Annotated in this window: 18 protein-coding genes and 1 other RNA gene; 12 read left to right on the forward strand and 7 right to left on the reverse strand. The window is 56.7% G+C overall.

Annotation, left to right across the window (positions count from 1 at the left end; translation table 11 throughout):
• The first annotated feature begins 276 nt into the window (after window positions 1–276).
• Window positions 277–2154 carry a sulfatase-like hydrolase/transferase gene (locus KUF54_RS15210; RefSeq protein ID WP_219343602.1) on the forward strand — a complete coding sequence of 626 codons (1878 nt, stop codon included), beginning with the start codon at window positions 277–279 and terminating at the stop codon, window positions 2152–2154.
• Between the two features lie 9 nt (window positions 2155–2163).
• Here KUF54_RS15210 and KUF54_RS15215 read toward each other — a convergent pair whose 3' ends face one another.
• From KUF54_RS15215 to KUF54_RS15230, 4 genes are all read right to left on the reverse strand, one after another.
• The gene (locus tag KUF54_RS15215) at window positions 2164–5598 is read right to left on the reverse strand and encodes an SbcC/MukB-like Walker B domain-containing protein (protein WP_219343603.1); all 3435 of its coding nucleotides are present in this window, start codon (window positions 5596–5598) and stop codon (window positions 2164–2166) included.
• Entirely contained in the window at window positions 5595–6839 is a 1245-nt protein-coding gene (gene sbcD / locus KUF54_RS15220) for an exonuclease subunit SbcD (RefSeq protein ID WP_219343604.1), read from the reverse strand. Before sbcD ends, KUF54_RS15215 begins: the two co-directional genes overlap by 4 nt.
• A gap of 123 nt (window positions 6840–6962) precedes the next feature.
• Window positions 6963–7229 carry a DUF2164 domain-containing protein gene (locus KUF54_RS15225; protein WP_219343605.1) on the reverse strand — a complete coding sequence of 89 codons (267 nt, stop codon included), beginning with the start codon at window positions 7227–7229 and terminating at the stop codon, window positions 6963–6965.
• Between the two features lie 185 nt (window positions 7230–7414).
• Window positions 7415–9259 carry an ABC transporter ATP-binding protein gene (locus tag KUF54_RS15230; protein WP_219346430.1) on the reverse strand — a complete coding sequence of 615 codons (1845 nt, stop codon included), beginning with the start codon at window positions 9257–9259 and terminating at the stop codon, window positions 7415–7417.
• 130 nt (window positions 9260–9389) lie between these two features.
• Between KUF54_RS15230 and KUF54_RS15235 the strand changes: the two genes are divergently transcribed.
• Window positions 9390–10445, forward strand: a complete 1056-nt coding sequence (locus KUF54_RS15235; protein ID WP_219343606.1) for a M28 family peptidase — start codon at window positions 9390–9392, stop codon at window positions 10443–10445.
• Between the two features lie 98 nt (window positions 10446–10543).
• Here KUF54_RS15235 and cysK read toward each other — a convergent pair whose 3' ends face one another.
• Window positions 10544–11464 carry a cysteine synthase A gene (gene cysK, locus KUF54_RS15240; RefSeq protein WP_219343607.1) on the reverse strand — a complete coding sequence of 307 codons (921 nt, stop codon included), beginning with the start codon at window positions 11462–11464 and terminating at the stop codon, window positions 10544–10546.
• Window positions 11465–11668: 204 nt separating this feature from the next.
• Between cysK and KUF54_RS15245 the strand changes: the two genes are divergently transcribed.
• Together KUF54_RS15245 and rnpB are read left to right on the forward strand one after the other, a co-directional pair.
• A complete protein-coding gene (locus KUF54_RS15245; protein WP_219343608.1) occupies window positions 11669–11830 on the forward strand; it encodes a hypothetical protein in 162 nt (53 codons plus the stop codon).
• A gap of 93 nt (window positions 11831–11923) precedes the next feature.
• Window positions 11924–12285: RNase P RNA component class A (gene rnpB, locus KUF54_RS15250), an RNA gene on the forward strand.
• Between the two features lie 200 nt (window positions 12286–12485).
• Here rnpB and KUF54_RS15255 read toward each other — a convergent pair.
• Both KUF54_RS15255 and KUF54_RS15260 read right to left on the reverse strand, forming a co-directional pair.
• The gene (locus tag KUF54_RS15255; RefSeq protein ID WP_219343609.1) at window positions 12486–13253 is read right to left on the reverse strand and encodes a pseudouridine synthase; all 768 of its coding nucleotides are present in this window, start codon (window positions 13251–13253) and stop codon (window positions 12486–12488) included.
• 64 nt (window positions 13254–13317) lie between these two features.
• Entirely contained in the window at window positions 13318–15015 is a 1698-nt protein-coding gene (locus KUF54_RS15260) for an MBL fold metallo-hydrolase (RefSeq protein ID WP_219343610.1), read from the reverse strand.
• A gap of 160 nt (window positions 15016–15175) precedes the next feature.
• On the opposite strand from KUF54_RS15260, the gene KUF54_RS15265 reads away from it, so the two are divergent.
• The 8 genes from KUF54_RS15265 (at window position 15176) to KUF54_RS15300 (ending at window position 24203) form a co-directional block, all read left to right on the forward strand.
• A complete protein-coding gene (locus tag KUF54_RS15265; protein ID WP_219343611.1) occupies window positions 15176–15958 on the forward strand; it encodes a crotonase/enoyl-CoA hydratase family protein in 783 nt (260 codons plus the stop codon).
• Window positions 15959–15998: 40 nt separating this feature from the next.
• A complete protein-coding gene (locus KUF54_RS15270; RefSeq protein ID WP_219343612.1) occupies window positions 15999–17915 on the forward strand; it encodes a feruloyl-CoA synthase in 1917 nt (638 codons plus the stop codon).
• A gap of 73 nt (window positions 17916–17988) precedes the next feature.
• Window positions 17989–18756 carry an SDR family NAD(P)-dependent oxidoreductase gene (locus tag KUF54_RS15275; RefSeq protein WP_219343613.1) on the forward strand — a complete coding sequence of 256 codons (768 nt, stop codon included), beginning with the start codon at window positions 17989–17991 and terminating at the stop codon, window positions 18754–18756.
• Between the two features lie 171 nt (window positions 18757–18927).
• Window positions 18928–19935, forward strand: coding sequence for a Bug family tripartite tricarboxylate transporter substrate binding protein (locus KUF54_RS15280; protein WP_219343614.1), 1008 nt, complete (start codon window positions 18928–18930; stop codon window positions 19933–19935).
• Between the two features lie 153 nt (window positions 19936–20088).
• Window positions 20089–21852, forward strand: a complete 1764-nt coding sequence (locus tag KUF54_RS15285) for an acyl-CoA dehydrogenase family protein (protein ID WP_219343615.1) — start codon at window positions 20089–20091, stop codon at window positions 21850–21852.
• Between the two features lie 128 nt (window positions 21853–21980).
• Window positions 21981–22553, forward strand: coding sequence for a MarR family winged helix-turn-helix transcriptional regulator (locus KUF54_RS15290; protein WP_219343616.1), 573 nt, complete (start codon window positions 21981–21983; stop codon window positions 22551–22553).
• A gap of 61 nt (window positions 22554–22614) precedes the next feature.
• Window positions 22615–23493 (forward strand): diaminopimelate epimerase, encoded by an 879-nt coding sequence (gene dapF, locus KUF54_RS15295; protein WP_219346431.1) that lies wholly within the window; start codon window positions 22615–22617, stop codon window positions 23491–23493.
• Window positions 23490–24203 (forward strand): DUF484 family protein, encoded by a 714-nt coding sequence (locus tag KUF54_RS15300; protein ID WP_219343617.1) that lies wholly within the window; start codon window positions 23490–23492, stop codon window positions 24201–24203. The genes dapF and KUF54_RS15300 overlap by 4 nt, the downstream gene beginning before the upstream one ends.
• Window positions 24204–24227 lie beyond the last annotated feature (24 nt).

The raw sequence follows: 24227 nt of genomic DNA on the forward strand, positions 1-24227 counted from the left end.
TTTAGAATATATAGTAAAAAGAATTAACGGAGCAGGAGTAGATGAGTCTTTTTTTATTTTTTATTTTCTCAAGCTAAAGGCGCTGATGTAACGGGATTTTATAAAGAAATAATAATTTCTATTATTTTTATTGTTGCTGTAGGGGGTATTTTTATTGTTGCGTACAAAAACCTATCAAAATTTCGCAATCAGTTAATTTTTTTATTTTGTTCTTTGTTTTTTTTGCCGTTAAATGCAGGACTATTGAAAACAGTTAATCATTTTTATTCATTTGATATGAAGAAAATTCAATTAAATGTAGATGAGTTCTATGATTTGAAAGATGATAAATTTTCGAAAAACGAAAATTACAAAAATTTGATTTATATATATTTGGAAAGTTTTGATAATAAATATTTTAATGAGGATGTTTTTCCAGATCTTCTACCTAAGCTAAAAAATTTAAAGAAAAATGCATTTTCTGCGGAAGATGTTTACATGCCTTGGGGAACTGGGTGGACTATTGCAGGAATGGTCGCTTCTCAATGCGGAATCCCATTGCAAGTTAGTGGACGATCTGGTAATAGTTTGGGTAAATTGAATGAATTTCTACCTAATGCAGAATGTATGGGTGATGTTTTAAAACGTAGCGGATTCCAGAATCATTTTTTTGGGGGGGCAGATCTGGATTTTGCAGGAAAAGGTGATTTCTATAAAAATCATGGGTTTGATGATGTTTATGGATTGGCGGAGTTGACAGATCGGTCAAAAGAAAAAAGCTCATGGGGTATTTATGATGATGATTTATTTAAAATCATTAAAGAAGACTTTCATTTGATCAAGAGTAAATCACCTTATTCACTTTTTATGCTTAATGTAGATACCCATCATCCTGAAGGGATCGTTTCTCCTTCATGCAAAGATAAATTTTATAAAGATGGCGGTATTAAAGTTTTGAATGCTGTGCATTGCACAGATGCCATGGTTTCTGAATTAATAGAATTTTTTAGAGCAAAAGATCCAGATGCAATCATTGTTGTTGCATCTGATCACCTTGCCATGCCAAATGATGCTAAAAAACTTCTCGAGGGTGATGATAGAAGGAATACGTTCATGGTGTTGGGAACTGGTATTAATCCAGAAGTGTTTTCCGAAAAAATGACCACCTTCGACGCAGGGGCTACTGTTTTGGGTTTTTTAGGTTTTGATGTTCCAGGTTTGGGGTGGGGCAGAAATGTAAATAATTCGAGTAGCTTGCTTTCTGAATATAAAAACATTAATTATTTTAATTCTGCAGTCTCTAATATGAAGGATTTTCATTTTTCTTTTCAGGGTGATAATGCTTTTAATGGGTTCTTATATGCTGGGGGGGTCGCAAGATTTTCAGGCAGGGAGTTGACTCCTCCGATTTCAGTCGGTGTTGGTAAAACTGGAGAAATAAATAATTTATTTATTAATGAAAGAGGGCTTGTTATAAATGAGGTTCTGGAAAATTATGAATCTCTCGATGAGAATGTAATTTTAATAGATGAGTGTAAATTTTTTGGTAAATTGAGTGAAAGAAGAAATTACAAAAATGGATTTTGTTATATTGTGAGTACGAAGGAAGCTGGGGGTATTTTTGGTTATGCAGATAATGGTGTTGAGGTTGATTTGAATTTTAAGGTGAGCTCTGATAATAAATTTTATTTTTCTCTGTTGGAAAGTATTGATTCAATTAAATATGGGGAAGCTGTAGTTGAGACTATCAAATCTAATCATTTTTTTGATAAGAAAATAGAAGTTGATGTTAGTGCTGGATTTTTGTCTCCAAGTTATTTTTTTTATGATGGTGAAAAATATAATTTATCAAGAGGGTTGACATTTTATTACGCTAATTTTTTTGGTCAAATAAAAAAAATTGAACATAAGGATTTTTGCAGTGAAAATGAGAGTTCTGAAGTTGGCGTTGAATTAAATAAAATATTAAATGATGAAGGTTTTTTCTCAGGAAATCTATTTTATTTTGTGGATGATTCAGCATTTTGTGATCAAATAAAATTTGATGAATATGCCAGTAGACTCCCTTTCCAGTTAAAAGATTTGGCGTTTAGGGAACCAGCCTTTGGAAGATTTAGAAACGCAAATGAAGAATTTTTTCGAGGTAATGGAAAAGAAAGAATTGTTTTAAAATAAAAAGACGATTCATTGAAGAAGAAAGAGCTGAGAATACCCAACTCCGGCGCTTTTCTCCACCCTGATCTGCGCCGGAATGCGCTCTTTGAGCGCTTCCACATGGCTGATCACGCCAATCATCTTGCCGCTGGCGTTCAGGGCATCCAGCGCAGAAAGCGCCACCTCTAGCGTGTCGCCATCGAGCGTGCCAAAGCCTTCGTCGAGGAACAGCGAGTCGATCGAGGTCTTGCTGCTGACCAGATCTGACAGCGCCAGCGCCAGAGCCAGACTAACAAGAAACGCCTCGCCGCCCGACAGCGTGCGCGTGTCTCGCGCCACATCGCCTTGCCAGCTGTCCACAATGTCCAGCTCCAACTCGCCCGTGGTTTTGCGGCGCAGCAGGTAACGGCCATGCAGTCGCAGCAGATGCTGGTTGGCCAGATGCAGCAGATGATCGAGCGTCAGCCCTTGCGCAAATTTGCGGAACTTGTCGCCCTTGGCGGAGCCAATCAGACCATCCAGCCGTTGCCACAGGTCGCTGTCTTTTTCTTGTTCTGCAATCTGCTCCAGCAGCGCTTGCTGGCCGGCGCGGCGCTGGTCGTCGTCGGCCAGCCGGGCACGGTGAGCGCCCAGTTGCTCGGCTTGTTGGGCGCGTTGGGCTTCTAGCTGGGAGATTTGCTCGGTAATGGCTTCGGGTGGCTCATCGCTCAGGGCTTGCGCCTGTAGAGCCGCGAGGCGCTCAGATGCATCGGCCAGTAAAGCACTGGCGCGCTGCGCGGCAACTTGTAATTGTTCGCTGAGGGCTTGAAGGCGAATGTGTTCGGCGTCTGGCAGCAGGGCGGCGGCGTACTGCGCTGCATCGGCAAACGGGCTGCTTTCTAGTGCTTGAATCCATGTGGTGTGGGCAATCTTTTCCAATTGCTGCAGCTGCTCCAGCGTGGCTTTGGCGTGGGTTATTTGCCCTTGCAGCGATGCCAGCGTTTGCGCGCTGCTGTGCAATTGCGCAATGCAGTCGGCCAGTGTCGCAGCTGGAGTTGCCAAATAAGTGGGAGCATCGACAGGCAAAGCAGATAAAGCGTTATTGCGCTGCAGCCAGTGCTCTGCAACTTGAGCTGCTTGCTCGCATTCGCGCTGTTGTACTTCGATCTGGTGCGTTAGCTCTTGCAGCAGGGCTTGCTGGCTGCGCCATTGCTGCGCCTCGTGCTGGCGAGCGGTGAGCCAGTTCGCCGTGTCCGGCGTTGCAGGCAAGTCATAGCCTGCAGACTCAATAGCTGCTTGCAAGTGGGTTTGCAGTGCTGCGGCTTGTTGCTGCAAGGCCTGCCGCGCGTGCTGGGTTTGCTGCTGCTGATCGGCATTGCTGTGCAGCGCTTGCTGAGTGCTGGCCTGTGCATGGTCTGCTTGCTGTTGATTTTGCAGGGCGCTTTGGGAAGCGTTCTTGGAGGTTTGCACAGCCTGCTCGCCAGCATCAGTGGCGGCTTGCAGTTGCTCCAAGTCGCTGAGCTTTTGCTGGGCTTGGTCGCAGGCAGTCTTCAGTAATTCGGGCTGCAGCCATGCCGCTTTATCCATCACCTCAGGGCTGGCTTGGCGCAAGTCATTCCAGCGTGCTTGCCATTGTTCGATCTGTGCGGCAATGGCCTCGCGTTGCTCTTGCAGGTGTTGTTGTTGGCCTTGGGCTGTGGCTATCTTGGTATTGAGTTGCTCGCCTTGCTGCTGCAGGGCATCACGCGCTTGCTGGGCTTGCAGCAAAGCGGCTTCGGTGGCTGAGACATTGAGTGCGGCGTAGGCGGTGATAGCAGGGTGATCGAGCGAGCCACAAAGCGGACAAGCCTCGTCCGCTTGAAGGGCGGCGCGGTGGGCTTGCAGGCTTTGAATGCGCTGCTCTTGCGCCAGCATGGTTTGCTTGTCAGCGACTGTTTCTGCCAGCGCTTTGTACTGCTCGCGCAAGACTTGGCGTTGGTTTGTGTGCTCTTGAATGCTCGCAACGCTTGCGATGAATGCTTGCGCATTGGCTTGCTGTTTTTGCTCGAGTGGCTGGCGCAGCGCGGCATGGGTTTGCAGCAGTTGTTGGTGCTGCAACTGCAGCTGCGCGGTTTGCCAGCGGCTGCGTAACTGGGGCAAGCTGGCACCGGCCAGCAGTTGCTGCTGAAACTGCTCTGCCGCTTGTTGCTGCTGCAGCGTTTGGGCTACTTGCTTTGCCGCTTGTGCGCTTTGCTGGGCTTGCGCCAGTGCTTGCTGCTGCAATTGCTCGGCGGCGTGTTGCAGCTGGATCAGTTGCTTTTCTGTGTGCGTGGTTTGCTGCTGCAGTTGCTGGCGCTGCTGCAGTTGCGCGTGCCAGCCACTCAGGTTCTCGCCCAGTTGGGCATGGCTGGCGTGGGTCTGGCTCCATGTCGTCAAATCAGCCTGCCGTGCGCTTGTGGCTTGCAGTTGCTGCTTTGATTGTTGTAGCGCTTGGCAGCTTAGTTGCTGGGCTTTTTGGTGCTCGTGCCACTGCGCTACCTGCGCTTGTAGCAGGCGCGCTTGCAGGCTTTGGAGCTGCTGATCTTCTGCCGCCCACTGCTGCTGCGCTTGCTGCCACTGGGTGTGCAAGGGGCGAATTGCCAAGGCGGGCGCATGGGCTTGCAGGCGTTGCAAGTCAGGTGCTGCGTTGATAGCTGCCTGCTGCGCCGCGGATTGTGCGCTTCGTGCTTGATCTAGCTCTGCGCTGGTGCGGGTGGTTTGCGTTTGCCACTGCTGCACGGTGTGCAGCTTGGCGTGCTGCGTTTGCAGTTCAGCCTGCGCGCTATGAAGTTGCGCCATCTCCGCTTGCAAATCGCTGCGCGTGGCAGCATCGAGCAGTTGCATGCCTTGGGCTTGGGCTTGCTGCTTTTCTAGTGCTTGCCTAGCGTCGCGGGCGCGCTCAAACACGGCTTGTGAGATTTGGCTGTAGATGTCGGTGCCGGTCAGTTCTTCCAGCAGCTCGGCGCGTTCGTTGGCGGTGGCTTGCAGAAAGGCCGCAAAGCCGCCTTGGGCCAGCAGCATGGATTTGGTAAAGCGGGCAAAGTCCAGCCCGGTGATGTCAGCGATGCGCTTGGTTTTGTCTTTGACGTGGGTGGTGAGGATGCTGCCATCGGCAACCAAAGCGAGTTCCACCTTGGGCGCTTGCAGCGCGGCATCGGACTTGTTGCGGGCGCGGCGCTGGCTCCAGAAGGCGCGGTAGGCCACGCCTTTGACCTCAAACTCCACCTCGGCTTCGCACTCGCCGGTGTGGCGGGTCATGATGTCGTTTTGCCCGCTAATGCTCTCCAGCCGTGGCGTCTGGTGGTATAGCGCCAGACAAATCGCATCGAGCAGCGTAGATTTACCCGCACCCGTGGGCCCGGTGATGGCGAACAAGCCGTTGTCGGCAAACGGAGCAGCGGTGAAGTCAATACTCCACTCGCCTTTGAGTGAGTTCAGATTTTTAAGGCGCAGTTTCAGAATTTTCATGCTGCGTCTCCTGTGCTTGAGTTCAAGCTTTGCAGCACTTGCTGGTAGCGCTCGGTCAAGGCTAATTGCAGGGGCGGCTCCAAACTTTCTTGCGCTAAGCGGCGCTCAAATACCTCAAGCGGGCTGAGTTCATCCAGTGATTCATGTGCATCACTCACCAGTTGCGCAGCAGCCAGTCCGCGCTGGCGTTTGATGCGCAGAATGTTCAGTGGCATGCCTTCAGCCATGGCTTGCACCCGGCTGGCAATGTCGGCCAGGTAGTCGTCTTCTTGCACGGTCACTTCCACCCAGACAGGCGCATCGCCAATGGCTTTGGCTGCAGCTTCTTGGAGCAAGGCGGACAAGTGCTTCAAGCTGGCTCTGAGTGCGGCCATGGGCTGGAACACCGGCACAGGCAAGGCGGTGACGGACTGCAGGCCACTGGCATCCAAGTCGACCAGCAGCACTTGCTTGGTTTGTTTGGCTTCATCAAAACCCAGCGCAATGGGCGAGCCGCTGTAGCGGATGTGCTCCAGCCCGCCCACAGCCTGTGGCTTGTGGATATGGCCCAGCGCGATGTAGCTGGCGGGCGGGAAAGCGTTGGTGGGAAAGGCTTCGAGCGCGCCCACATAAATTTCGCGCACCGATTCATTGCTGCTGGCGCCCACGGTGGTCAGGTGGCCAGTGGCGATGATGGGCAGATGCTGGCCCGTGTTGGTCAGCCAATCGGCCTGCTTTTGCAATGCCGCCGCATACACGCGCTGGTAGGTGGCAGCAATGGCGGTTTGCAGCGCCTGCTGTTTTTCTTGCGCGCTTTGCCCGGCTTGGCTTTGCTGCACATCGCGCGGGCGAATAAAGGGCAGGGCGCAGACGATACAGCCAGGTGTTTTTTGTCCACCGCGCAGTGCCAGCGTGACGACATGCTGGTCATCGTCTCCGGTGGAGCTGATGACTTGGGTGCCTAGGTGCGAGAGCAGATCGCGGCTTTCATCGAGCACGCTGACCGAGTCGTGGTTGCCAGCCAGCAGCAGTAGGGCCACGCCCGCCTCGTGCAGGCGAACAATCAACTGGTTGTAAAGCTCGCGTGCATAGCTGGGCGGCGCGCCGGTGTCGAAAATATCGCCAGCGATGAGCACTGCATCCACCGCTTGGCTCTGGACTTGGGTGAGCAGCCAGTCGATCAAGGCCTGATGCTCGGCCTGGCGGCTGTAGCCCATGAAATGCTGGCCCAGATGCCAGTCGGAGGTGTGGAGGATGCGCATGTGCTGATGTTACGAGGCCTGACTAGGGCAAGAAGCGCTCATCGGCGTTCATCCAAACAAAAACAGCCTGACAGGGGATGTCAGGCTGCGCGGGCGGGGAGGGGAGAGACGGCGAGCAGGGGTTTATCGGCGCGCTGGGCGTTTGGCAGTCCAGTAGCCAAACTCTTCCTTGCCCACTTCATAGTCCAGCTCTTGCAGGCGGGCCTGCATGTTCTCCTGAACATCGGCGATGGCCTTGTTGTAGATGGTTGGGCCAATCTCTGCGAGAAAGAAATTGAGCAGCGCGCCGGACTGCATATTGCCGATGGGCTCGTCCATGTTCTCGCGGAAATAGCGTTCGATGGATGTGATGGCCTGCTGCTGTGCGTGCTTGGGGAGTTCGATGCTCATGGTGATCTGTGTTGCTGGGTTGTCTGCATTTTTGCAAACCGGAGTTGCAGCCGCTTGGTGCGAGTGGACTAGGGCTTTCTCATCCACTTGCATCAAGCTATTTTTTTGCTATCAAAAAGAAAGCTGATAGTGCTTATATATAAAGGACTGCAGTCTGTTTTTCTTGAATTTTTTGCTGATTGAGATCAAAGAATCGAGTTGTCAGCTTCAGCCAGAAAACCGCCGCTTTGGTGCGCCCACAGCTTGGCGTAGATACCGCCCTTGGCCAGCAGCTGCTGGTGCGTGCCTTCTTCTGCGATCTGGCCTTCATTCATCACGATGAGACGATCCATAGCCGCGATGGTGGACAGACGGTGGGCAATGGCAATGACAGTTTTTCCTTGCATCAAGCCATCTAAGCTTTGCTGAATGGCGGCTTCGACCTCGCTGTCCAGCGCACTGGTGGCTTCGTCCAGCAGCAAAATCGGTGCGTCTTTGAGCATCACGCGGGCAATGGCCACGCGCTGGCGCTGGCCGCCAGAGAGCTTGACGCCGCGCTCCCCCACTTGCGCGTCGTAGCCGCTGCGGCCTTTCAGATCGGTCAGCGTAGCGATGAAGTCGGAGGCTTCGGCTTTGTCGGCGGCGGCCAGCATCTGCGCTTCGGTGGCATCGGGGCGGCCGTAGAGAATGTTGTCGCGCATGGAGCGGTGCAAGAGCGAGGTGTCTTGAGTGACCATGCCGATGGCGCTGCGCAGGCTGTCTTGCGTAACGTGGCGAATGTCTTGGCCGTCGATGGTGATGCGCCCGTCTTGCACTTCATGAAAGCGCAGCAGCAGATTGACCAGCGTGGATTTACCGGCGCCCGAGCGGCCAATCAGGCCAATGCGCTCGCCGGGGCGAATGTTCAGGTTGAGCTGGTCCATCACCTTTTTGCCATCGGCCTTGTAGCCAAAGCTCACGTTTTCAAAAGCAATGCCGCCTTGGGCGACTTGCAGTGGCTTGGCGTTGGCGTCATCCACAATCGTGCGCGGTTTGGTTAGCGTGGTGATGCCGTCTTGAATCGTGCCCACATTCTCAAACAAGCCCGTCATCTGCCACATCACCCAGTGCGAATATCCCATCAGGCGCAGCGCCATGGCAATGACGGCAGCCACCACACCGGCGCTGGCTTGGCCTTGCGTCCACAAATACAGGGCGGTGCCGCCGCTGCCCAGCAGCAGCAGGGCAATCATCAGGTGGTTAGTGATCTCGAACAGGCTGACCAGGCGCATCTGCGCATAGCCGGTAACCTTGAAGGCGTCCATGGCATTGCGGGCGTATTCTGCTTCGCGGCGCGTGTGAGCAAACAGCTTGACGGTGGCGATATTGGTGTAGGCATCGGTCACGCGGCCGGTCATCATCGAGCGGGCATCGGCCTGGCTTTTACCGATCTTGCCCAGACGTGGCACAAAGTAAAAGCAGGCGCTGGTATAGGCAACGAACCACAGTGCAAAGGGCACCATTAGCCGCCACTCAAAGCTGGCGGCCAAAATCAAAATGCCGATCATGTAGACGCCCACGCCCACAAACACATCGACCACCATAAACAGCACTTCACGCACGGAAAGTGCGGTCTGCATGATCTTGGTGGTGATGCGGCCCGCAAATTCGTCCGCGTAGAACGACATGCTCTGGCCTAGCATCAGCTTATGAAACACCCAGCGCAGCCGCATGGGGAAGTTGATGGCCAGCACCTGATGCATGACAGTGGTGTGCAGGGCCAGCAGGGCCACGCTGCCCATCAAGATGGCGGCAATACCGATGAGAGTGCCGCGTTGCGCTTCCAAAAAATCGGCGGGTGCAGCAGCGCTGAGCCAGTCAACTACGTGGCTCATGATGGCGAAAAGCACAGCCTCATACGCGGCCAGCAGGGCGGATGTGAGGGTCAGCAGCCCAATCCAGCCGCGCATGCCCTGTGTACAGGCCCAGACAAAGGCGAAGAAGCCCACGGGCGGAACCTTGGGCTCTTGTGCGGGATAAGGGGGGACTTGTTTTTCAAAAAATCGGAACACGATGGCAATACTCCCGGTACCAGCTAATGGCACTTTTGTTCGTCATGGTAGGGGAGTGGGCGGCACAGGTGTGATGATGCTGGCAAGCCCGCCCAGACCATGGGCTCATAACTCTGTCGTTCTCAAAGCCATGAAAATTTCTGCTGTACGCTCTTCGCTTCATCACGGTTTTACATCCCGCAGATGGCGCTGGACAGCATCTATAGCTGTGATTGTGTTGGCGCTGACGCTTGGCATCAGCGGCTGCGTGATTTCTCAGCCGGTGACGGGTTTTGCGCACACAGCCATTCCTGATTTTCAAGCATCACCAGACCGGCTACGTAAACATGTGCGCGTGCTGAGCGAGGATTTTCTAGGGCGAGGGTTTGATCAGCCGCAGACGCTGCAACGCGCTGCTGATTACATCGTGGCGGAACTGGCTCAATCAGGAGTGACGGCAGAGCGCCAGCGTTTTGAAGTTGGTGGTCAGAGCTATGAAAACTTAATAGCGCGCTTTGGCCCAGTAGAGGGCGCTAAGCCGCTGCTGGTAATGGGTGCGCACTACGACAGTGCGCTCACGCATGAGGGCGTACCTACGCCCGGTGCGGACGATAACGCCAGCGGCGTGGCAGGTTTGCTGGAGTTGGCGCGCCTGCTGGTAAACAAGGCTCCTAGCCAGCCGGTAGAGCTGGTGTTCTATACCCTGGAGGAGCCACCCAACTTTCGTACCGACGATATGGGCAGCTACCGCCATGCGCTTTCTCTGCAGCAGCGTAACCAGCCCGTGCGGCTGATGCTGTCCATCGAGATGATTGGCTACTACAGCGATGAGCCGGGAAGCCAGACTTATCCACTGGCTCCGCTGGGCTGGATTTACCCGGACAAGGGCAACTTCATCGGTCTGATTGGGGAGCTGAAGAATTTTGGTGAGATGCGTCGCACTAAGGCTGTCATGCGCGCTGCAGGCGGTGGGCAGAATCCACTAGAAGTGCATTCACTCAATTCCCCGCGCTTTGTGCATGGGGTGGATTTCTCGGATCACCTGAACTACTGGCGGCTGGGCTATCCGGCCATCATGGTGACGGACACCTCGTTCATGCGTAACCCGCACTACCACCAGCGCACAGACACCTGGGAGCGGCTGGATTACACGCGCATGGCGCAGGTGGTGCGCATGCTGGCTGCGGTGGCGTTGGCTACTCCTTGATTGATAGCTGCAGGCGCTTTTATTGATTGCGCTATAAGCATTTTCCAATCAAAAAAACGCCGCTGAGTTTGCGGCGTTTTTGATGGGGGATGTGGCAATCAGGACTGGGGCAGGAAGCCTTCAACCGACAGATAACGCTCGCCCGTGTCATAGGCAAAGCCCAATACCTTGGCGCCAGCGGGCAGCTCAGGCAGCTTTTGTGCAATGGCCGCCAGCGTAGCACCGGAGGAGATGCCGACCAGCAGGCCTTCTTCAGCAGCCATGCGGCGGGCGTATTCGCGGGCGGGCTCGGCCTCGACCTGAATCACGCCGTCCAGCAAGCTGGTGTCCAGATTTTTGGGGATGAAGCCTGCGCCAATGCCCTGAATGGGGTGGGGTGCAGGCTGGCCGCCAGAGATCACCGGTGATGCAGATGGCTCCACCGCATAGACCTTGAGGTTGGGCCACTTGGCTTTGAGCACGCGCGCCACGCCGGTCAGGTGACCACCCGTGCCCACGCCGGTAATAAATGCATCCAGACCATCGGGGAAGTCGCGCAGAATTTCTTGCGCCGTGGTGGTTTCATGGATAGCCACGTTGGCGGGGTTCTCGAATTGCTGGGGAATCCACGAGTCAGGCGTTTGCGCGGCCAGTTCTTGGGCGCGGGCAATGGCGCCCTTCATGCCTTTTTCCTTGGGCGTCAGGTCAAACGATGCGCCATAGGCCAGCATCAGGCGGCGGCGCTCGATGCTCATGCTCTCGGGCATGACCAAAATCAGCTTGTAGCCTTTGACGGCTGCGACCAGCGCCAAGCCCACGCCTGTGTTGCCGCTGGTGGGCTCGATGATGGTTCCGCCGCGCTTTAAGGCGCCGGATTTTTCCGCGTCTTCCACCATGGCCAGTGCAATGCGGTCTTTGATGGAGCCGCCGGGGTTGCTGCGCTCGGACTTGATCCACACGTTGGCGTTGGCGCCAAACAGGCGGTTGATGTGAATGACGGGCGTGTTGCCAATGGTTTGCAGGACGTTGTCGAACTTCATGAAGCCTCCGGTGTGGAAAAGTGCTCTGAGGAGGGCACAGCTGTGCCCGACTCATGCATTGTGGCGTAGTTGTTCTAACGCATAGGTATATGAATATGCTTGTTGCAGATCAAGGCCGAGCCGCTTGCCTGCACGCCGCAGACGGTGTTGGGTAAGAATGAATTCAATGGTTATTGGGGCATTTTTTGATAGAGGAAAAACACGATGTCTTTCAATGCAACGTTGATGCTGCTGGCAGCTTGTTGCGTGCTGCTAATGGTTGGTTTTTCTTATCGCGAGCAGCGCTGGGCACCTTGGTTGATGCTGGCGGCCGTGGTCAGTTTGCTGTCTTTGATGAGTTACAGCATCGTTAACTTGCTGAGCTAGAAGCAGGCTTGAGCGTTTTATTGCGCAGCGACCAGAGAGTTTTGATGTCAGTTCAGTACAAGCTCTTTGCGAACGGGAGATAATACGGATCGTGAAGTGCGCCAGACCGCCGCTGGTACTAGCCGAAAGGCCAACGCTTGTCGTTGGGTCGAAAGATCGTACTGGAGGAACGTCCGGACTGCATAGGGCGGCGTAGCAGCTAACGGCTGTCCACCGTGAGGTGAGGATTAGAGCAACAGAGACGAGTCTGGCAGGAGTGCCGCAAGGTATACCGGCTGGGGTGAAACGGGCAATCTCTACGCGCAGCAATACCAAGTAGGCACACGTTGACGGGGCCCCCGGAGTGTGCGGGTAGGTAGCACCGAGCTGTCAGGCGACTGGCAGCCAAGATTAATGGCGGTCACATGGCGGGAAACCGTTGTGCACAGAATCCGGCTTATCGGCGCACTTCACACTTATTCCAAATAAAAAGAGCTGCCAGTGCTTATGTTTAAAGCACTGGCAGCTCTTTTTTTGATAGTAATCTGACTTGCAAAGCCGCTAGCGCGAGCCAGTAAACCAAAGGTTTACGGTTGAGACGAGGCGCGAAGCCGCAGGCAGTACATGAGTACGACAAGGCGAAGCAACGACGTATCAATGCTTGCGCTGGCGGGTCTTAGAAGCGTTCCCAAGGCATCAGATAACGCCACTGTCCTTCTGGCACCTTAGCCAGAGACACGCGGCCCACGCGCAGGCGGCGCATGCTGGTCAGAGTCAGGCCAATGGCTTCGCACATCTTTTCAATCTCTTCGGGCGCAATGCCTTTGAGCGCAAAGCGCAAATGGCCTTCGTTTTGCCAGCTGACATGGCAAGGTGGCATGCGGCGGTGGCCGTTGCCGCCGGGAATGGGCAGGCCTTCGCAGAGGATCTCGAGGCCATCTTCAATGATCTGGCCTTCTACGCCGACGATGATTTCCTGCTCCAGCCATTTACCTTCTTCGGCCAGTTTGCGGATGATGCGCTTGTCTTGCGTGTAGATGATCAGGCCGCTGGCAGGCAGGGGAATCGTCAGAAACGACTCCAGATTTTTGAAGTGATGGTCCAGCACCAGCTGGGGCATGGGCGTATCCAGCTGGGCCTTGGTAGCTTCGCCCAGGAGCGAATGCGCGCTGCGCACGCGGCCATAGGCCTTGCCTTGTGTCATGCCCGAAGGCTTGTTCATCAAGATGGTCACGGGCGGCAGCGCTTCAGGCTTGGCGCCGGCGCGCACGGTCACGACCTGCTCGGGGCTAACGCGTGTCTCGGGCACTTGCACGACTTTGCCATCGACCTGGACATTGCCCGCTTCGATATGCAGTTCGGCCTCGCGACGCGAGCATTTTTCTTGCTCTGCCACGCGTTTTGCGAGGCGGATGCTTTGTTGTTCAGGCAGGGATTCAGACATGGCGATAGCTTAATGCTACGGCCATGTCCTAGTTGTCCACAGGTCTAGCAGGGCAGCGGCGGGCTTACCTGCCCAAGCAGAGCTTCTGAATTCGCTCCACATGGGCCAGCAGCGACTGCTGGGCTACGGGCCACAGCGCGGGCGGCGTGTCGGCGTAGACAATGGCCACCCAGTCCTGAATGCTGCCGTCGGGCTTGCTGCGCATGGCGTCGTGTACCTTGGCCTCGCGCGCCAGTCGATGCGCTTTGAGTTTGGTGATCTGATGGCGCGCAAAGCCCAGCACATAACCGTGGGCGGGCAGGATGTAGCGAATGTCTCGTTCAAGGCACAGCGCATGAAGCTTATCCAGCGAAGCCAGGTAATCGATCATGTTGCCGTCTGGCGGGCTGATAACGGTGGTGCTGCCGTTGAGGATGTGGTCGCCGCTGAACAGCAGGGCATCTTCTTGCAGTAAAAAACACAGGTGATTGGCCGCATGGCCGGGCGTGAAGATGGCTTGCAGCGTATGCGTAATGTCACCGTCTGGCCCTTGCCCAGTCAGCGTAATGTGCTCTCCATCACGTAGCGAAACATCAGGCTTGAAGCGGCTGTGGGCCCGCGCCGTGGGGGCTGAAGCCATGCCCATTATGGGTGGCTTGCCTTGGCTTGATTGCTCCACCAGCGCCTGCAGCGGCGCGGCGCCCGGCGAGTGGTCGGGGTGGGAGTGGGTGCAGACGATAAAGCGAATATCGCCCCCGGTGGCCTCATGAATGCGCTGTAGGTGCACCGACTCGTTGGGACCTGGGTCGATGACGATGTAGCCGCTGCTGGCATCCCCCACCAGATAGGTGTTGGTTCCGGGGCCGCTCATCATGCCGGGGTTGGGGGCCGTCAGGCGCATTAGGTTTTTGCGCAGCGGCACAGCCTTTTCGTTTTGCCAGTCCAGGTGATGAATACCGTGGCCGTCGGGCAGCACCATTTCCAGCTCGCCATAGGCCATGTCGGTTTCGGTGTGACGAGTGTCCTTACCCTGTAGATGCCCCCCACGCGGGCTGGCTTGCCACAGCGGTTTTTCGCTTTGCAGCGTGTTGATGAGCGCATGCGTATCAGGCAGTGCAGAGATTCGCTTCAACGTGCTCAGGGTGGGGAAGAGGATGAACAGATTTTTTTCTTCAAAGCGCTGCACTGCATCTTGTGGGCGAATCCAGGTGGGCTCGAACTGCTCGGTTTCATCGGCCACCGGAGTTTGCCCATCAGGCGTACGGGCTACAAAAAACGGTACGTTAAAGCGCTTAGGTAGGTCAAAAGGAGCTGTCCAGTTTGCTAGGTACCAAAGCTGATCGACTGCCAGCGTCCACCCACGTTCGCGGCATTGCTCATACAGCGATGTATGGCGGTCGAGTTGCTGCACCTGCGCAGGTGCGACGGGCTGACCCGTTTCGTCATAAGCCAGCAAAATGCCCAGCTCTTCGAATGTTTCGCGAATGCCGGCTAGCGCCTGTGTGATGCGCTTATCGCCGCCCACCTCAACCATGCTGGAGCGCACGCGGGCCAGCGCGTGGTTGCTGGGGTCGGCATCCTGAGCTTCCAGTCCGCCGCCGGGGAACACATAGGCGTTGGCAAAAATACCTTGGTCGGCGCGCCTTGTCATCAGTACTTCAAAGCCATCGGCTCCATCATTGCTATCGCGCAGCAGCAGGACGGTGGCGGCTTCACGGGCAGGAGCTGGATCGAGCTGGGGGTACAGAAGCTGGTTGGGGCGGGGCTGGCTGGGTGGGGTCATGGAATCGAATTATGCGAAATACGTAGTGCCATTGGATGTCATCTCTGGACTATTAGCGTCGTTGCCGCGCGTCAAATCGGGGAAATCACTGAGAGTAAACCGCGTTCAGTTGCTTGCATTTGATTATTCAAAATAACAATAATGAAGCAAAGGAATGGTTATGAATCATAAAGAAATTGCAGTTGAATTTCGTGGTGATGCCCAGCAGGTGGCGGTCATTCGCCTGATGCGTTCTGTCAAGCGCAATGCCTTGTCGGATGGGTTGGTGCTGGGGCTGCGCGATATTTTTATGAACCTGCCCGCCAGCGTGCGCGCAGCGGTGGTGGATGGTGATGGCCCGCACTTTTGCGCGGGGCTGGACCTGAGCGAGCTGGGCGAGCGCGATGCCTCGCAAGGCGTGTTGCATTCACGCATGTGGCATGAAGCCTTGCGTCAGGTGCAGTTTGGCGCTGTGCCTGTGGTCGCGGCTTTGCATGGCGCGGTGGTGGGAGGTGGGCTGGAACTGGCCAGTGCCTGCCATATCCGTGTAGCAGACAGCAGCACGTTTTATGCACTGCCCGAAGGCTCGCGTGGCATTTTTGTGGGCGGTGGCGGCTCGGTGCGCATTCCACGCCTGATTGGCGCGGCGCGCATGGCCGACATGATGTTCACCGGCCGCGTCTACAAGGCTGAAGAGGGCGAGCGCATTGGCCTGTCGCAATATTTAGTGCCAGAAGGTCAGGCTCTTGATAAGGCGGTAGAGCTGGCGTTGCGAATTGCCGAAAACGCCCCCATGACCAATTACGCGCTGGTGCATGCGCTGCCCCGCATTGCCGAGCAGCCGTCAGACCAAGGCCTGATGACTGAAGCACTGATGGCCGCCGTGGCGCAAAGCGCACCCGAAGCGAAATTTCGCTTGCAGGAGTTTCTGGCTGGACGAGCCGCCAAGGTCAGCAAAGACTAGAAAACCTAGCGCATCAAAATAAGAGGTGGAGACAAAGACCATGCAAGAGACCAATACAGCCATGCACGTCATCAGCCAGGCAGAACAAGGCAAAGAACAAGACCAAAACCCCAAGTACCGCGCGCTGGAGTTTGGCGTGTGCAGCCTCCAAGTCGATGAGAGGAGTGACGGTACGAGTTATGTCCGGGCCGATCAGGAACTCGCCCCTTATGCAGCACGCATGACGGATCGGCTGGTGCATTGGGCGAAAACCACGCCCGATCACACCTTTATCGCCCAGCGTGAGCGGCTGGCCGATGGCAGCACAGGCGACTGGAAACACGTCAGCTACGCACAGACTCTGGCCGCTGCGCGCAGTATTGCGCAGGCGTTGATTGATCGCAAGCTGTCGGCAGAGCGCCCTGTCATCATCCTCAGCGAAAACGATCTCGATCACGCCATGCTGGCCATGGGCTGCCTGTATGCGGGTGTGCCGTATTGCTCGGCTTCCACCGCGTACTCGCTGATCAGCACTGATTACGCCAAGCTGCGCCATGTGGTCGATACGCTCACCCCCGGTCTGATCTTTGCCAGCGATGCCGCGCGCTATGAAAAGGCTGTGCGGGCCGTGCTGCCGCAGGGCTGCGAAGTGGTCTATGGCAAGCCTGCTGTGGGTGCCGCACAGCACACCTTGTTTGCCGACTTACTGGCGACACAGCCCACACCCGCAGCCGACGCCGCCATGCAGGCCACAGGGCCAGAAACAATCACCAAATTTTTGTTCACATCGGGGTCGACCAAACTGCCCAAGGCGGTCATCAACACCCACGGTATGTGGTGCGCCAACCAGCAGCAAATTGCGCAGACCATGCCCGATATGGTCAAAGGCCCGCCCGTGCTGGTCGATTGGCTGCCGTGGAACCACACCTTTGGCGGCAACAAGAACATTGGGCTGACGCTCTACCACGGCGGCACGCTTTATATCGACGAAGGCAAGCCCACAGCGGCTGGCATTGGCGAGACGCTGCGCAATCTGCGCGAAATATCGCCCACGGCCTACTTCAATGTGCCCACCGGTTTTGAATATATTGCCGCTGCGATGGAGGATGACGCCGTGCTGCGCCGCAGCCTACTCAAGCGCCTGAGCATGTTTTATTACGCCGGCGCATCGCTGGCGCAGTCGGTGTGGGACAGCCTGTACCGCACGCAAGAAAAAGAGCTGGGTCACCGCGTGGTGATGGGCACGGGGCTGGGCATGACGGAGTCATCGCCGTCGGCACTGTTTGTGAACCGTGCCGATGTGCGATCCGGCGATCTGGGCGTGCCTGTGCCGGGCTTGGAGTTAAAGCTCGTGCCAGTCGATGGCAAGCTGGAAGTGCGCTACCGCGGCCCCAACATCACGCCCGGCTACTGGCGTGCGCCAGAGGCAACGGCCGAAGCGTTTGATGAAGAAGGGTTCTTTAGCACTGGCGACGCCGTGCAGTGGCGCGATGCGCAGGACCACAACCAAGGCCTGCGTTTTGATGGCCGCATTGCCGAAGACTTCAAGCTGGCGACCGGTACCTTTGTGAACGTCGGCCCGCTGCGCGCCAAGGTCATTCATGCGGGGGCGCCCTACATTCAGGATGTTGTGGTGACCGGGCTAGACCGCAAAGAGGTGGGTGTCATCATCTTTGGCACACCGGCCTGCGCAGCGCTCAGCGGCTTGGGCGCTGGTACCACGCAAGAGCAAATCATGCACAGCGCGCCCGTTCAGCAGCATTTGCAGAACGTGCTCAACCAGCTGGCGCAAACCGCCACCGGCAGTGCTAGCCGCATTGCGCGTGCCGTGGCTGCTACGCGTGCGCCATCGCTGGACTTGGGTGAAGTGACAGACAAAGGCTCCATCAACCAGCGCGCCGTGCTGCAGCATCGCGCCGATGTGGTGGCGGGTTTGTATGACGAGACGCTGGCCTTGATCTTGAAGCCGAATGTTTAAGCTGAATTTTTAAGCCAAATCAGGCTTAAACCTAATAGCAGCAGGCAAAAGCAGCTTTAAAAAGGATAGTGAAATGCAAGTTCAAGATCAGATAGCCATCGTCACTGGCGCAGCCTCGGGGTTGGGTGAAGCCACGGCCCGCGCTCTGGCGGCGGCCGGGGCCAAAGTGGCAGTGCTGGACCGCCAGCTGGACAAAGCCAAGGTTGTGGCGGCTGAGATTGGTGGCATGGCCCTGGAGTGCGATATCTGCGATACGGCCAGCGTGACGGCGGCGCTCGATCAGATCAAAGCGCACTGGGGGGCAGATGTACGAATTTTGATGAACGTAGCGGGCATTGGCACGGCCAAGCGTGTGATCAGTCGTGACGGAGAGCCTGCGTCGCTGGATGATTTTGAGCGCGTGATTCGCGTCAACCTCATTGGCAGCTACAACATGACGCGCCTGTTTGCGGCGCGCTGCGCCAAGCTGGCTGCGCTGGAGGATGGCGCGCGGGGCGTGATTGTCTACACCGCATCGGTTGCGGCTTTTGATGGGCAAGTAGGCCAGCAGGCATACAGCGCATCCAAGGGCGGGCTGGTCGGCATGACGCTTCCAATGGCGCGTGACTTGGCCCAGCACGGCATTCGCGTTTGCACCGTGGCCCCCGGTTTGTTTGCAACGCCGTTGATGCAGGAGTTACCTGAGGCAGTGCAGCAGTCGCTGGCGGCATCCATCCCATTCCCATCGCGGCTGGGCAAGCCTTCGGAGTTTGCTGAGCTGGCTTTGCATATCGTGCGCAACGATCACCTGAATGGCGAAGTGATTCGCCTTGATGGTGCGCTGCGCATGGCGCCGCGTTAGAAAAGGCACCCCCTGTGGCGCTTTGCGCCTTCCCCAAGGGGACGACACCATTGCTGCGGGTCGGCCCTTGCTGGGTGTCTCTGGCTTGAGCCAGCACAGTGCTAAAGATTGAGACAGGTATTGATTTCACAGGACCGGAGAGTCCGTCATTTCTTAAATAGGAGACAAACCATGCAAGATCGTCGCAATTTCGTCAAAAGTCTGAGCGCAGGCGCTGCGCTGGCTGCGTTCAGCTCTATCGCCAGCCGCAGTGCTTATGCACAGGGCAGTGCCCCGTTGGAGCAAGTTCGCATTCTTTACGGCTTCCCGGCGGGCAGCGCCGGTGACTCGGTGGCCCGCCGCGTGGCGGAGAAGATTGGTGGCACCAGTTACACCAAGAATATGGGCGTGGTGGAAAACAAGCCTGGCGCTGGTGGCCGCATTGCGCTGGAAAGCCTGCGCGGCTCTGTGGGTGATGGTTCGGTGATCGTGCTCTCGCAGGTCTCCGCCTTCTCCATCTACCCCCATATTTATAGCAAGCTGCCCTATCAGGCAAAGGACTTCGAGCCGATTTCGATTGGTGCCATCATGCACCACGGTCTGGCAGTTGGCCCGGCCGTGCCTGCTGAGGTCAAGACGCTCAAAGACTTTTTGGCATGGTGCAAAAACAACCCCGATAAGGCCAGCTTTGGCAGCCCCGGCGCTGGCACCCAGCCGCACCTGATTGGCGCACTGCTCAGCCTGCGCTCCGGTGTCAAGCTCAGCCATGTGCCTTATCGCGGAACGGCCCCTGCGGTTGCTGATTTGGCGGGCGGCCAGATTGCGGCGGTCATGGGCCCCAGTGGAGATTTCTTGAGCTATTACAAGGCAGGCAAGTTGCGCGTGCTGGCCACCAGTGGTCAGCAGCGCAACCCCTACCTGCCCAATGTGCCCACGTTTGCAGAGCAGGGCTATAACGACCTGATTGCTGAAGAGTGGTTCGGCTTCTATGCGAACGCCAAAACGCCTGCCGATGTGCGCCAGCGTGCCCATGCCGCCATCACCGCGGCACTCAAGAGCGATGCGGTCAAGGAGAGTGTGGGCGTGGTGGGCCTGATTGCGACCAGCTCTACGCCTGAGGAAATGGCTCGCTCGCAGCAGGCTGAGTTTGAGCGCTGGGGGCCGCTGGTCAAGCAGATTGGCTTTACAGCAGACTCCTAACCTCCCCCTGAGCGGCTGCGCCGCTTCCCCCGGAGGGAGACGGCGCCCTCGCCGCGAGGCGGCTCTTGCTGGGCGCCTCTGGTTTTTGGGACTGTGCTTCTTGCACAGTCTGTTTTCGCTTCAGTTTTTCGCTGCGTTGGCAGCTTGCCTTGTATGTCCTATTTGCCCAGCTGCGCTGATAACGCGTTTCTTTTGTTTGATGTGCTCAAGGCTGATGAGCAGTTGCAGCGCCTGCCTGCCCATGCGGACACAGATCAGGCTTTGATGCAGCAGGTGCTGGATGAGGCTGGCAAGTGGGTGGGCGATGTGGTGGCACCGCTGTCGCGCAGCGGCGATGAAATAGGGGTGCAGTTTGACGCGGGCCGTGTGACTACGCCGCCGGGTTTTGCCAGTGCATATCAGGACTTCTGGCAGGCCGGTTGGCCTGCGCTGGCCTGTGCTGAGGAAGATGGAGGGCAGGGCTTGCCTTGGGTGTTGGAGGGGGTTCTGTATGAATGGCTGAGTGCTGCCAATCATGGCTGGACCATGGCACCGGGCCTGCTGCACGGCGCATATGAATGTCTCAAGCATCACGGTAGCGATGCGCTGAAGACGGCTTACCTGTCAAAAATCGCCAGCGGCGAATGGCTGGCCACCATGTGCTTGACGGAAGCGCATGCGGGTAGCGATCTGGGCCAAGTGCGCACGCAGGCCGTGCCAGCAGGGGTGACTGCGCTGGGTGAGAGTTACGCCATCAGCGGCGGCAAGATTTTTATCTCGGGCGGTGAGCATGATTTGACCGAAAACATTGTGCATCTGGTGTTGGCACGCCTGCCCGGTGCAGCGTCTGGACCTAAGGGCTTGTCGCTGTTTCTGGTGCCCAAGGTGTTGCCAGATGGCGAGCGCAACGCCGTGGTTTGCGAGCGTATTGAAGAGAAGATGGGCCTGCACGGCAGCCCTACCTGCGTGATGCGTTTTGATGCTGCCACCGGTTGGTTGATCGGCCAGAGCGACGCAGGCCTGAACGCCATGTTTGTGATGATGAATGCCGCACGCCTGCATGTGGCGCTGCAAGGCATTGGCCTGCTGGATGCGGCATGGCAAAAAGCCCACGCCTATGCGCTGGAGCGACGCCAGATGCGAGCGCCGGGTGCGGTGCCTGCATCGCGCGGTTTGGGCGACGCAGCGGATTTGATTATTGAGCACCCGATCATTGCCCGCACGCTGGATGTGCAGCGCGCATGGGTGGATGGTGGGCGTGTGCTGGCCTACCAGACCGGCGTGTACCTCGATGTGGCGCGCCATTCTGAAAGTGCGAAGGAACGCGAGCAGGCGCAGCAGTGGTGCAGCTTGATTACGCCCGTGCTTAAAGCTGCGTGGACGCAGCAGGCCTTTGAAGGCGCCAGCGCCTGCCTGCAGGTCTTTGGCGGCCACGGCTATATCCGTGAGTGGGGCATTGAACAAATCGTGCGCGATTCTCGCGTGGCCATGATTTATGAGGGCACAAACGAGATTCAGGCCATTGATCTGCTGGTGCGCAAAGTGCTGCCCGATGGCGGGCAGGCCATGGGCCAGTGGCTGCTGTCGCTGCGCAAGTCGCTAGATGCTGGCCGCCCGCTGGATGCCGAGGTTTTGCGCGGCCTGGCGCAACTGCGCTACTTCACCACCGCGCTGGCGCAGGCCTGCAAGGAAGACGACACATTGGCATGGCGGGTGGCCGATGACTACCTGCGCTGCGTGGCCGTGCTGCTGCTGGGCTGGGCCTGGGCGCGAATTGCAAACACGCCGGGTACAGACAGTGCGCGCTGGAAAGGCCCGCTCAAACAGGTGCAGCAGCGCATCTTGCCCGAAATGGACTGGCGCATAAGCCTGATGAAATCGCAGTGGGCGCAGGCTTCTGTGGTGCATGGCAACCAACAGTATGTGTCGATGAATTGATTCAATAAGTCTGAAGGGTGCAGGAAAAACCCGCAAAATCACGAGCTTTTGTGGGATCCCCCGCCCTGAAGGCTCGCTTTTTTACGGCGCACGCTGTTTGTTTTTTACCTACTCTTTTGCCATCTCCCATGCTCTCCAACAAGACTGCCCAAGCTGCGGCTAAAGAAACAAAGACATCGCCTGCAAGCGCGGATGCTGCGAGCCTTGAAGCTCAGAGTCGTGAAGTGCATGAGCGTGAAACGACAGAGCCTGAAGCAACTCAGCGTTTAGTCGTTGAATCTGTAGACGCCAGCTTTCTCGAATCACTGCTGGGCTACAACGCGCGGCGTGCGTCGCTGTTGCTGGTGGGCGTTTTTGTGCAAAGCATGGAACGCTTTGATCTGAAAATTGTGGAGTTTTCCGTGCTGTCGCTGGTCGCTAGCAATGCCGGTATCACTTCGCGCCAGCTTTGTCAGCAACTGGCGGTGCTGCCGCCCAATATGGTTGGAATGATTGATGCACTGGGCAAACGCGGCTTGCTTGAGCGCCGTCCGCACCCGCGTGACGGGCGGGCGACGGGCCTGTATTTAAGCGCTGCAGGGCGCGAATTGGTCGATATGGCTCAGTCAGAACTTAAAAGCCAAGAGGCGCAAGCCGTTGCTCATTTGAGCGGGACGGAGCAGGCGCAACTGATGGAGTTGCTGCAAAAGCTGTATCGCTGACGCTTGTCTATGCCTTGTCTATGGCGCATGCCGCGTGCTGGGCGCGATAATGGTCAGCATCATGCAGATTCGCTTTACCAAGATGCAAGGTGCGGGCAACGACTTTGTCGTGCTCGACGAAACCCAGCAACGCCTAGGCTTGAACGCCGCCCAATACCGTTATTTGGCCAATCGCCAGTTTGGCGTGGGTGCCGATCAGATTTTGACCGTGCGCCCCGCCCCGGCGCAGGGCGTGGATTTTGAATACGTTATTCACAATGCCGATGGTGGTGAGGTGGAGCAGTGCGGCAATGGCGCGCGCTGCTTTGCCCGTTATGTGCATGACAAGGGCTTGACCGATAAAAGCGTGATCCGCGTGCAGACGCTCTCGGGCATCATCGCCCCCGAAATTCACAGCAACGGCCGCGTAACCGTAGACATGGGCGCGCCGCAGCTTGAGCCCGCCAAGGTCCCCTTCACCACCGAGGGTTTGCAGCCTGAGATGCTGGGTTTTGCACAAAAATGGCCTCTAGTGCTTGATGCGTCTGGACAATCTGCTACGGATTGGATAGCGCCTGTCTCCATGGGCAACCCCCACGCCGTGCAACTGGTGGACGATGTGAACACTGCGCTGGTTGAGTTGCATGGACCGTTGATTGAGCACCATGCGCGTTTTCCGCAGCGCGTGAATGCAGGCTTTATGCAAATCATCAACCGCAGTGCCGTGAATCTGCGCGTCTATGAGCGAGGCTCAGGCGAGACACTGGCTTGCGGCACCGGCGCCTGCGCAGCGGTGGTGGCCGGCATTGGTTGGGGGCTGCTGGACAGCCGAGTGGATGTGCAAACCCGCGGAGGTTTGTTGACCATTGAGTGGGCGGGTGGCGCGCAAGACTGCGTGCGCATGACCGGCCCTGCCGAGTTTGTTTTTGAAGGCCAAATCGACATACCCGATACGTTATGAACAGCTTGACCGACATCGCCATTACCGAAGAGTCGATTGCCGACTACCTTCAGCACAACCCCGAATTTTTTGAGCGCAATGCACAGATGCTGGCCAACGTACGCTTGGTCAGTGGCCACGGCCCGCGTGCTGTGAGCCTGCAAGAGCGCCAAGCCGAGATGCTGCGTGAAAAGCTCAAGGGGCTGGAGCACCGCATCATGGACATGGTGCGCCACGGCAGCGAGAACGCCAGCATCGCCAACAAAATTCATCAGTGGACGCATGCTCTCGTCAAAGTGCAAGACCTGCGCGAGCTGCCTCATGCATTGACTGCGAGCTTGCAGCATATTTTTGATGTGCCCCAAGTGGCGCTGCGCCTGTGGAATGTGGCGGGAGCGCACAGCGGCACGGTCTACACCATGGGTGTGAGCGAGGATGCCAAGACCTTCGCTTCATCGCTGACCATGCCGTTTTGCGGCCCGAATATGGGTTTTGAGGCGGCCAACTGGCTTCATCAACCCCATACCGTGCAGTCTATGGCGATGCTGACGCTGCACGACGGTGCGATGGACAGCACCTCCAACGTTTTTGGCATGTTGGTGCTGGGTTCGCCCGACCCCACGCGTTTTGACGCGACCATGGGGCTGGAGTTCCTTTCGCGCATCTCTGAGCTGGCTAGCGCCTCTTTGTCACGCATGCGCCTGCCTGCGCTGACACTGGCGCACGGCTGAACCTGCGCCAAATAGCGCTGCCTT

It is taken from the genome of Comamonas sp. Y33R10-2 (genome assembly GCF_019355935.1).
Lineage (GTDB): Bacteria > Pseudomonadota > Gammaproteobacteria > Burkholderiales > Burkholderiaceae_C > Comamonas.

Excerpts from the sequence above, each read along its gene's own strand:
- KUF54_RS15300 (WP_219343617.1), top strand. The coding sequence starts at position 23,490 with ATGAACAGCTTGACCGACATCGCCATTACCGAAGAGTCGATTGCCGAC.
- dapF (WP_219346431.1), top strand. The coding sequence starts at position 22,615 with ATGCAGATTCGCTTTACCAAGATGCAAGGTGCGGGCAACGACTTTGTC.
- KUF54_RS15225 (WP_219343605.1), bottom strand. The coding sequence starts at position 7,229 with ATGAGCATCGAACTCCCCAAGCACGCACAGCAGCAGGCCATCACATCC.
- KUF54_RS15255 (WP_219343609.1), bottom strand. The coding sequence starts at position 13,253 with ATGTCTGAATCCCTGCCTGAACAACAAAGCATCCGCCTCGCAAAACGC.
- KUF54_RS15265 (WP_219343611.1), top strand. The coding sequence starts at position 15,176 with ATGAATCATAAAGAAATTGCAGTTGAATTTCGTGGTGATGCCCAGCAG.
- KUF54_RS15260 (WP_219343610.1), bottom strand. The coding sequence starts at position 15,015 with ATGACCCCACCCAGCCAGCCCCGCCCCAACCAGCTTCTGTACCCCCAG.
- KUF54_RS15235 (WP_219343606.1), top strand. The coding sequence starts at position 9,390 with ATGAAAATTTCTGCTGTACGCTCTTCGCTTCATCACGGTTTTACATCC.
- KUF54_RS15290 (WP_219343616.1), top strand. The coding sequence starts at position 21,981 with ATGCTCTCCAACAAGACTGCCCAAGCTGCGGCTAAAGAAACAAAGACA.
- KUF54_RS15285 (WP_219343615.1), top strand. The coding sequence starts at position 20,089 with ATGTCCTATTTGCCCAGCTGCGCTGATAACGCGTTTCTTTTGTTTGAT.
- cysK (WP_219343607.1), bottom strand. The coding sequence starts at position 11,464 with ATGAAGTTCGACAACGTCCTGCAAACCATTGGCAACACGCCCGTCATT.
- KUF54_RS15215 (WP_219343603.1), bottom strand. The coding sequence starts at position 5,598 with ATGAAAATTCTGAAACTGCGCCTTAAAAATCTGAACTCACTCAAAGGC.
- sbcD (WP_219343604.1), bottom strand. The coding sequence starts at position 6,839 with ATGCGCATCCTCCACACCTCCGACTGGCATCTGGGCCAGCATTTCATG.
- KUF54_RS15270 (WP_219343612.1), top strand. The coding sequence starts at position 15,999 with ATGCAAGAGACCAATACAGCCATGCACGTCATCAGCCAGGCAGAACAA.
- KUF54_RS15275 (WP_219343613.1), top strand. The coding sequence starts at position 17,989 with ATGCAAGTTCAAGATCAGATAGCCATCGTCACTGGCGCAGCCTCGGGG.
- KUF54_RS15280 (WP_219343614.1), top strand. The coding sequence starts at position 18,928 with ATGCAAGATCGTCGCAATTTCGTCAAAAGTCTGAGCGCAGGCGCTGCG.
- KUF54_RS15210 (WP_219343602.1), top strand. The coding sequence starts at position 277 with ATGAAGAAAATTCAATTAAATGTAGATGAGTTCTATGATTTGAAAGAT.
- KUF54_RS15245 (WP_219343608.1), top strand. The coding sequence starts at position 11,669 with ATGTCTTTCAATGCAACGTTGATGCTGCTGGCAGCTTGTTGCGTGCTG.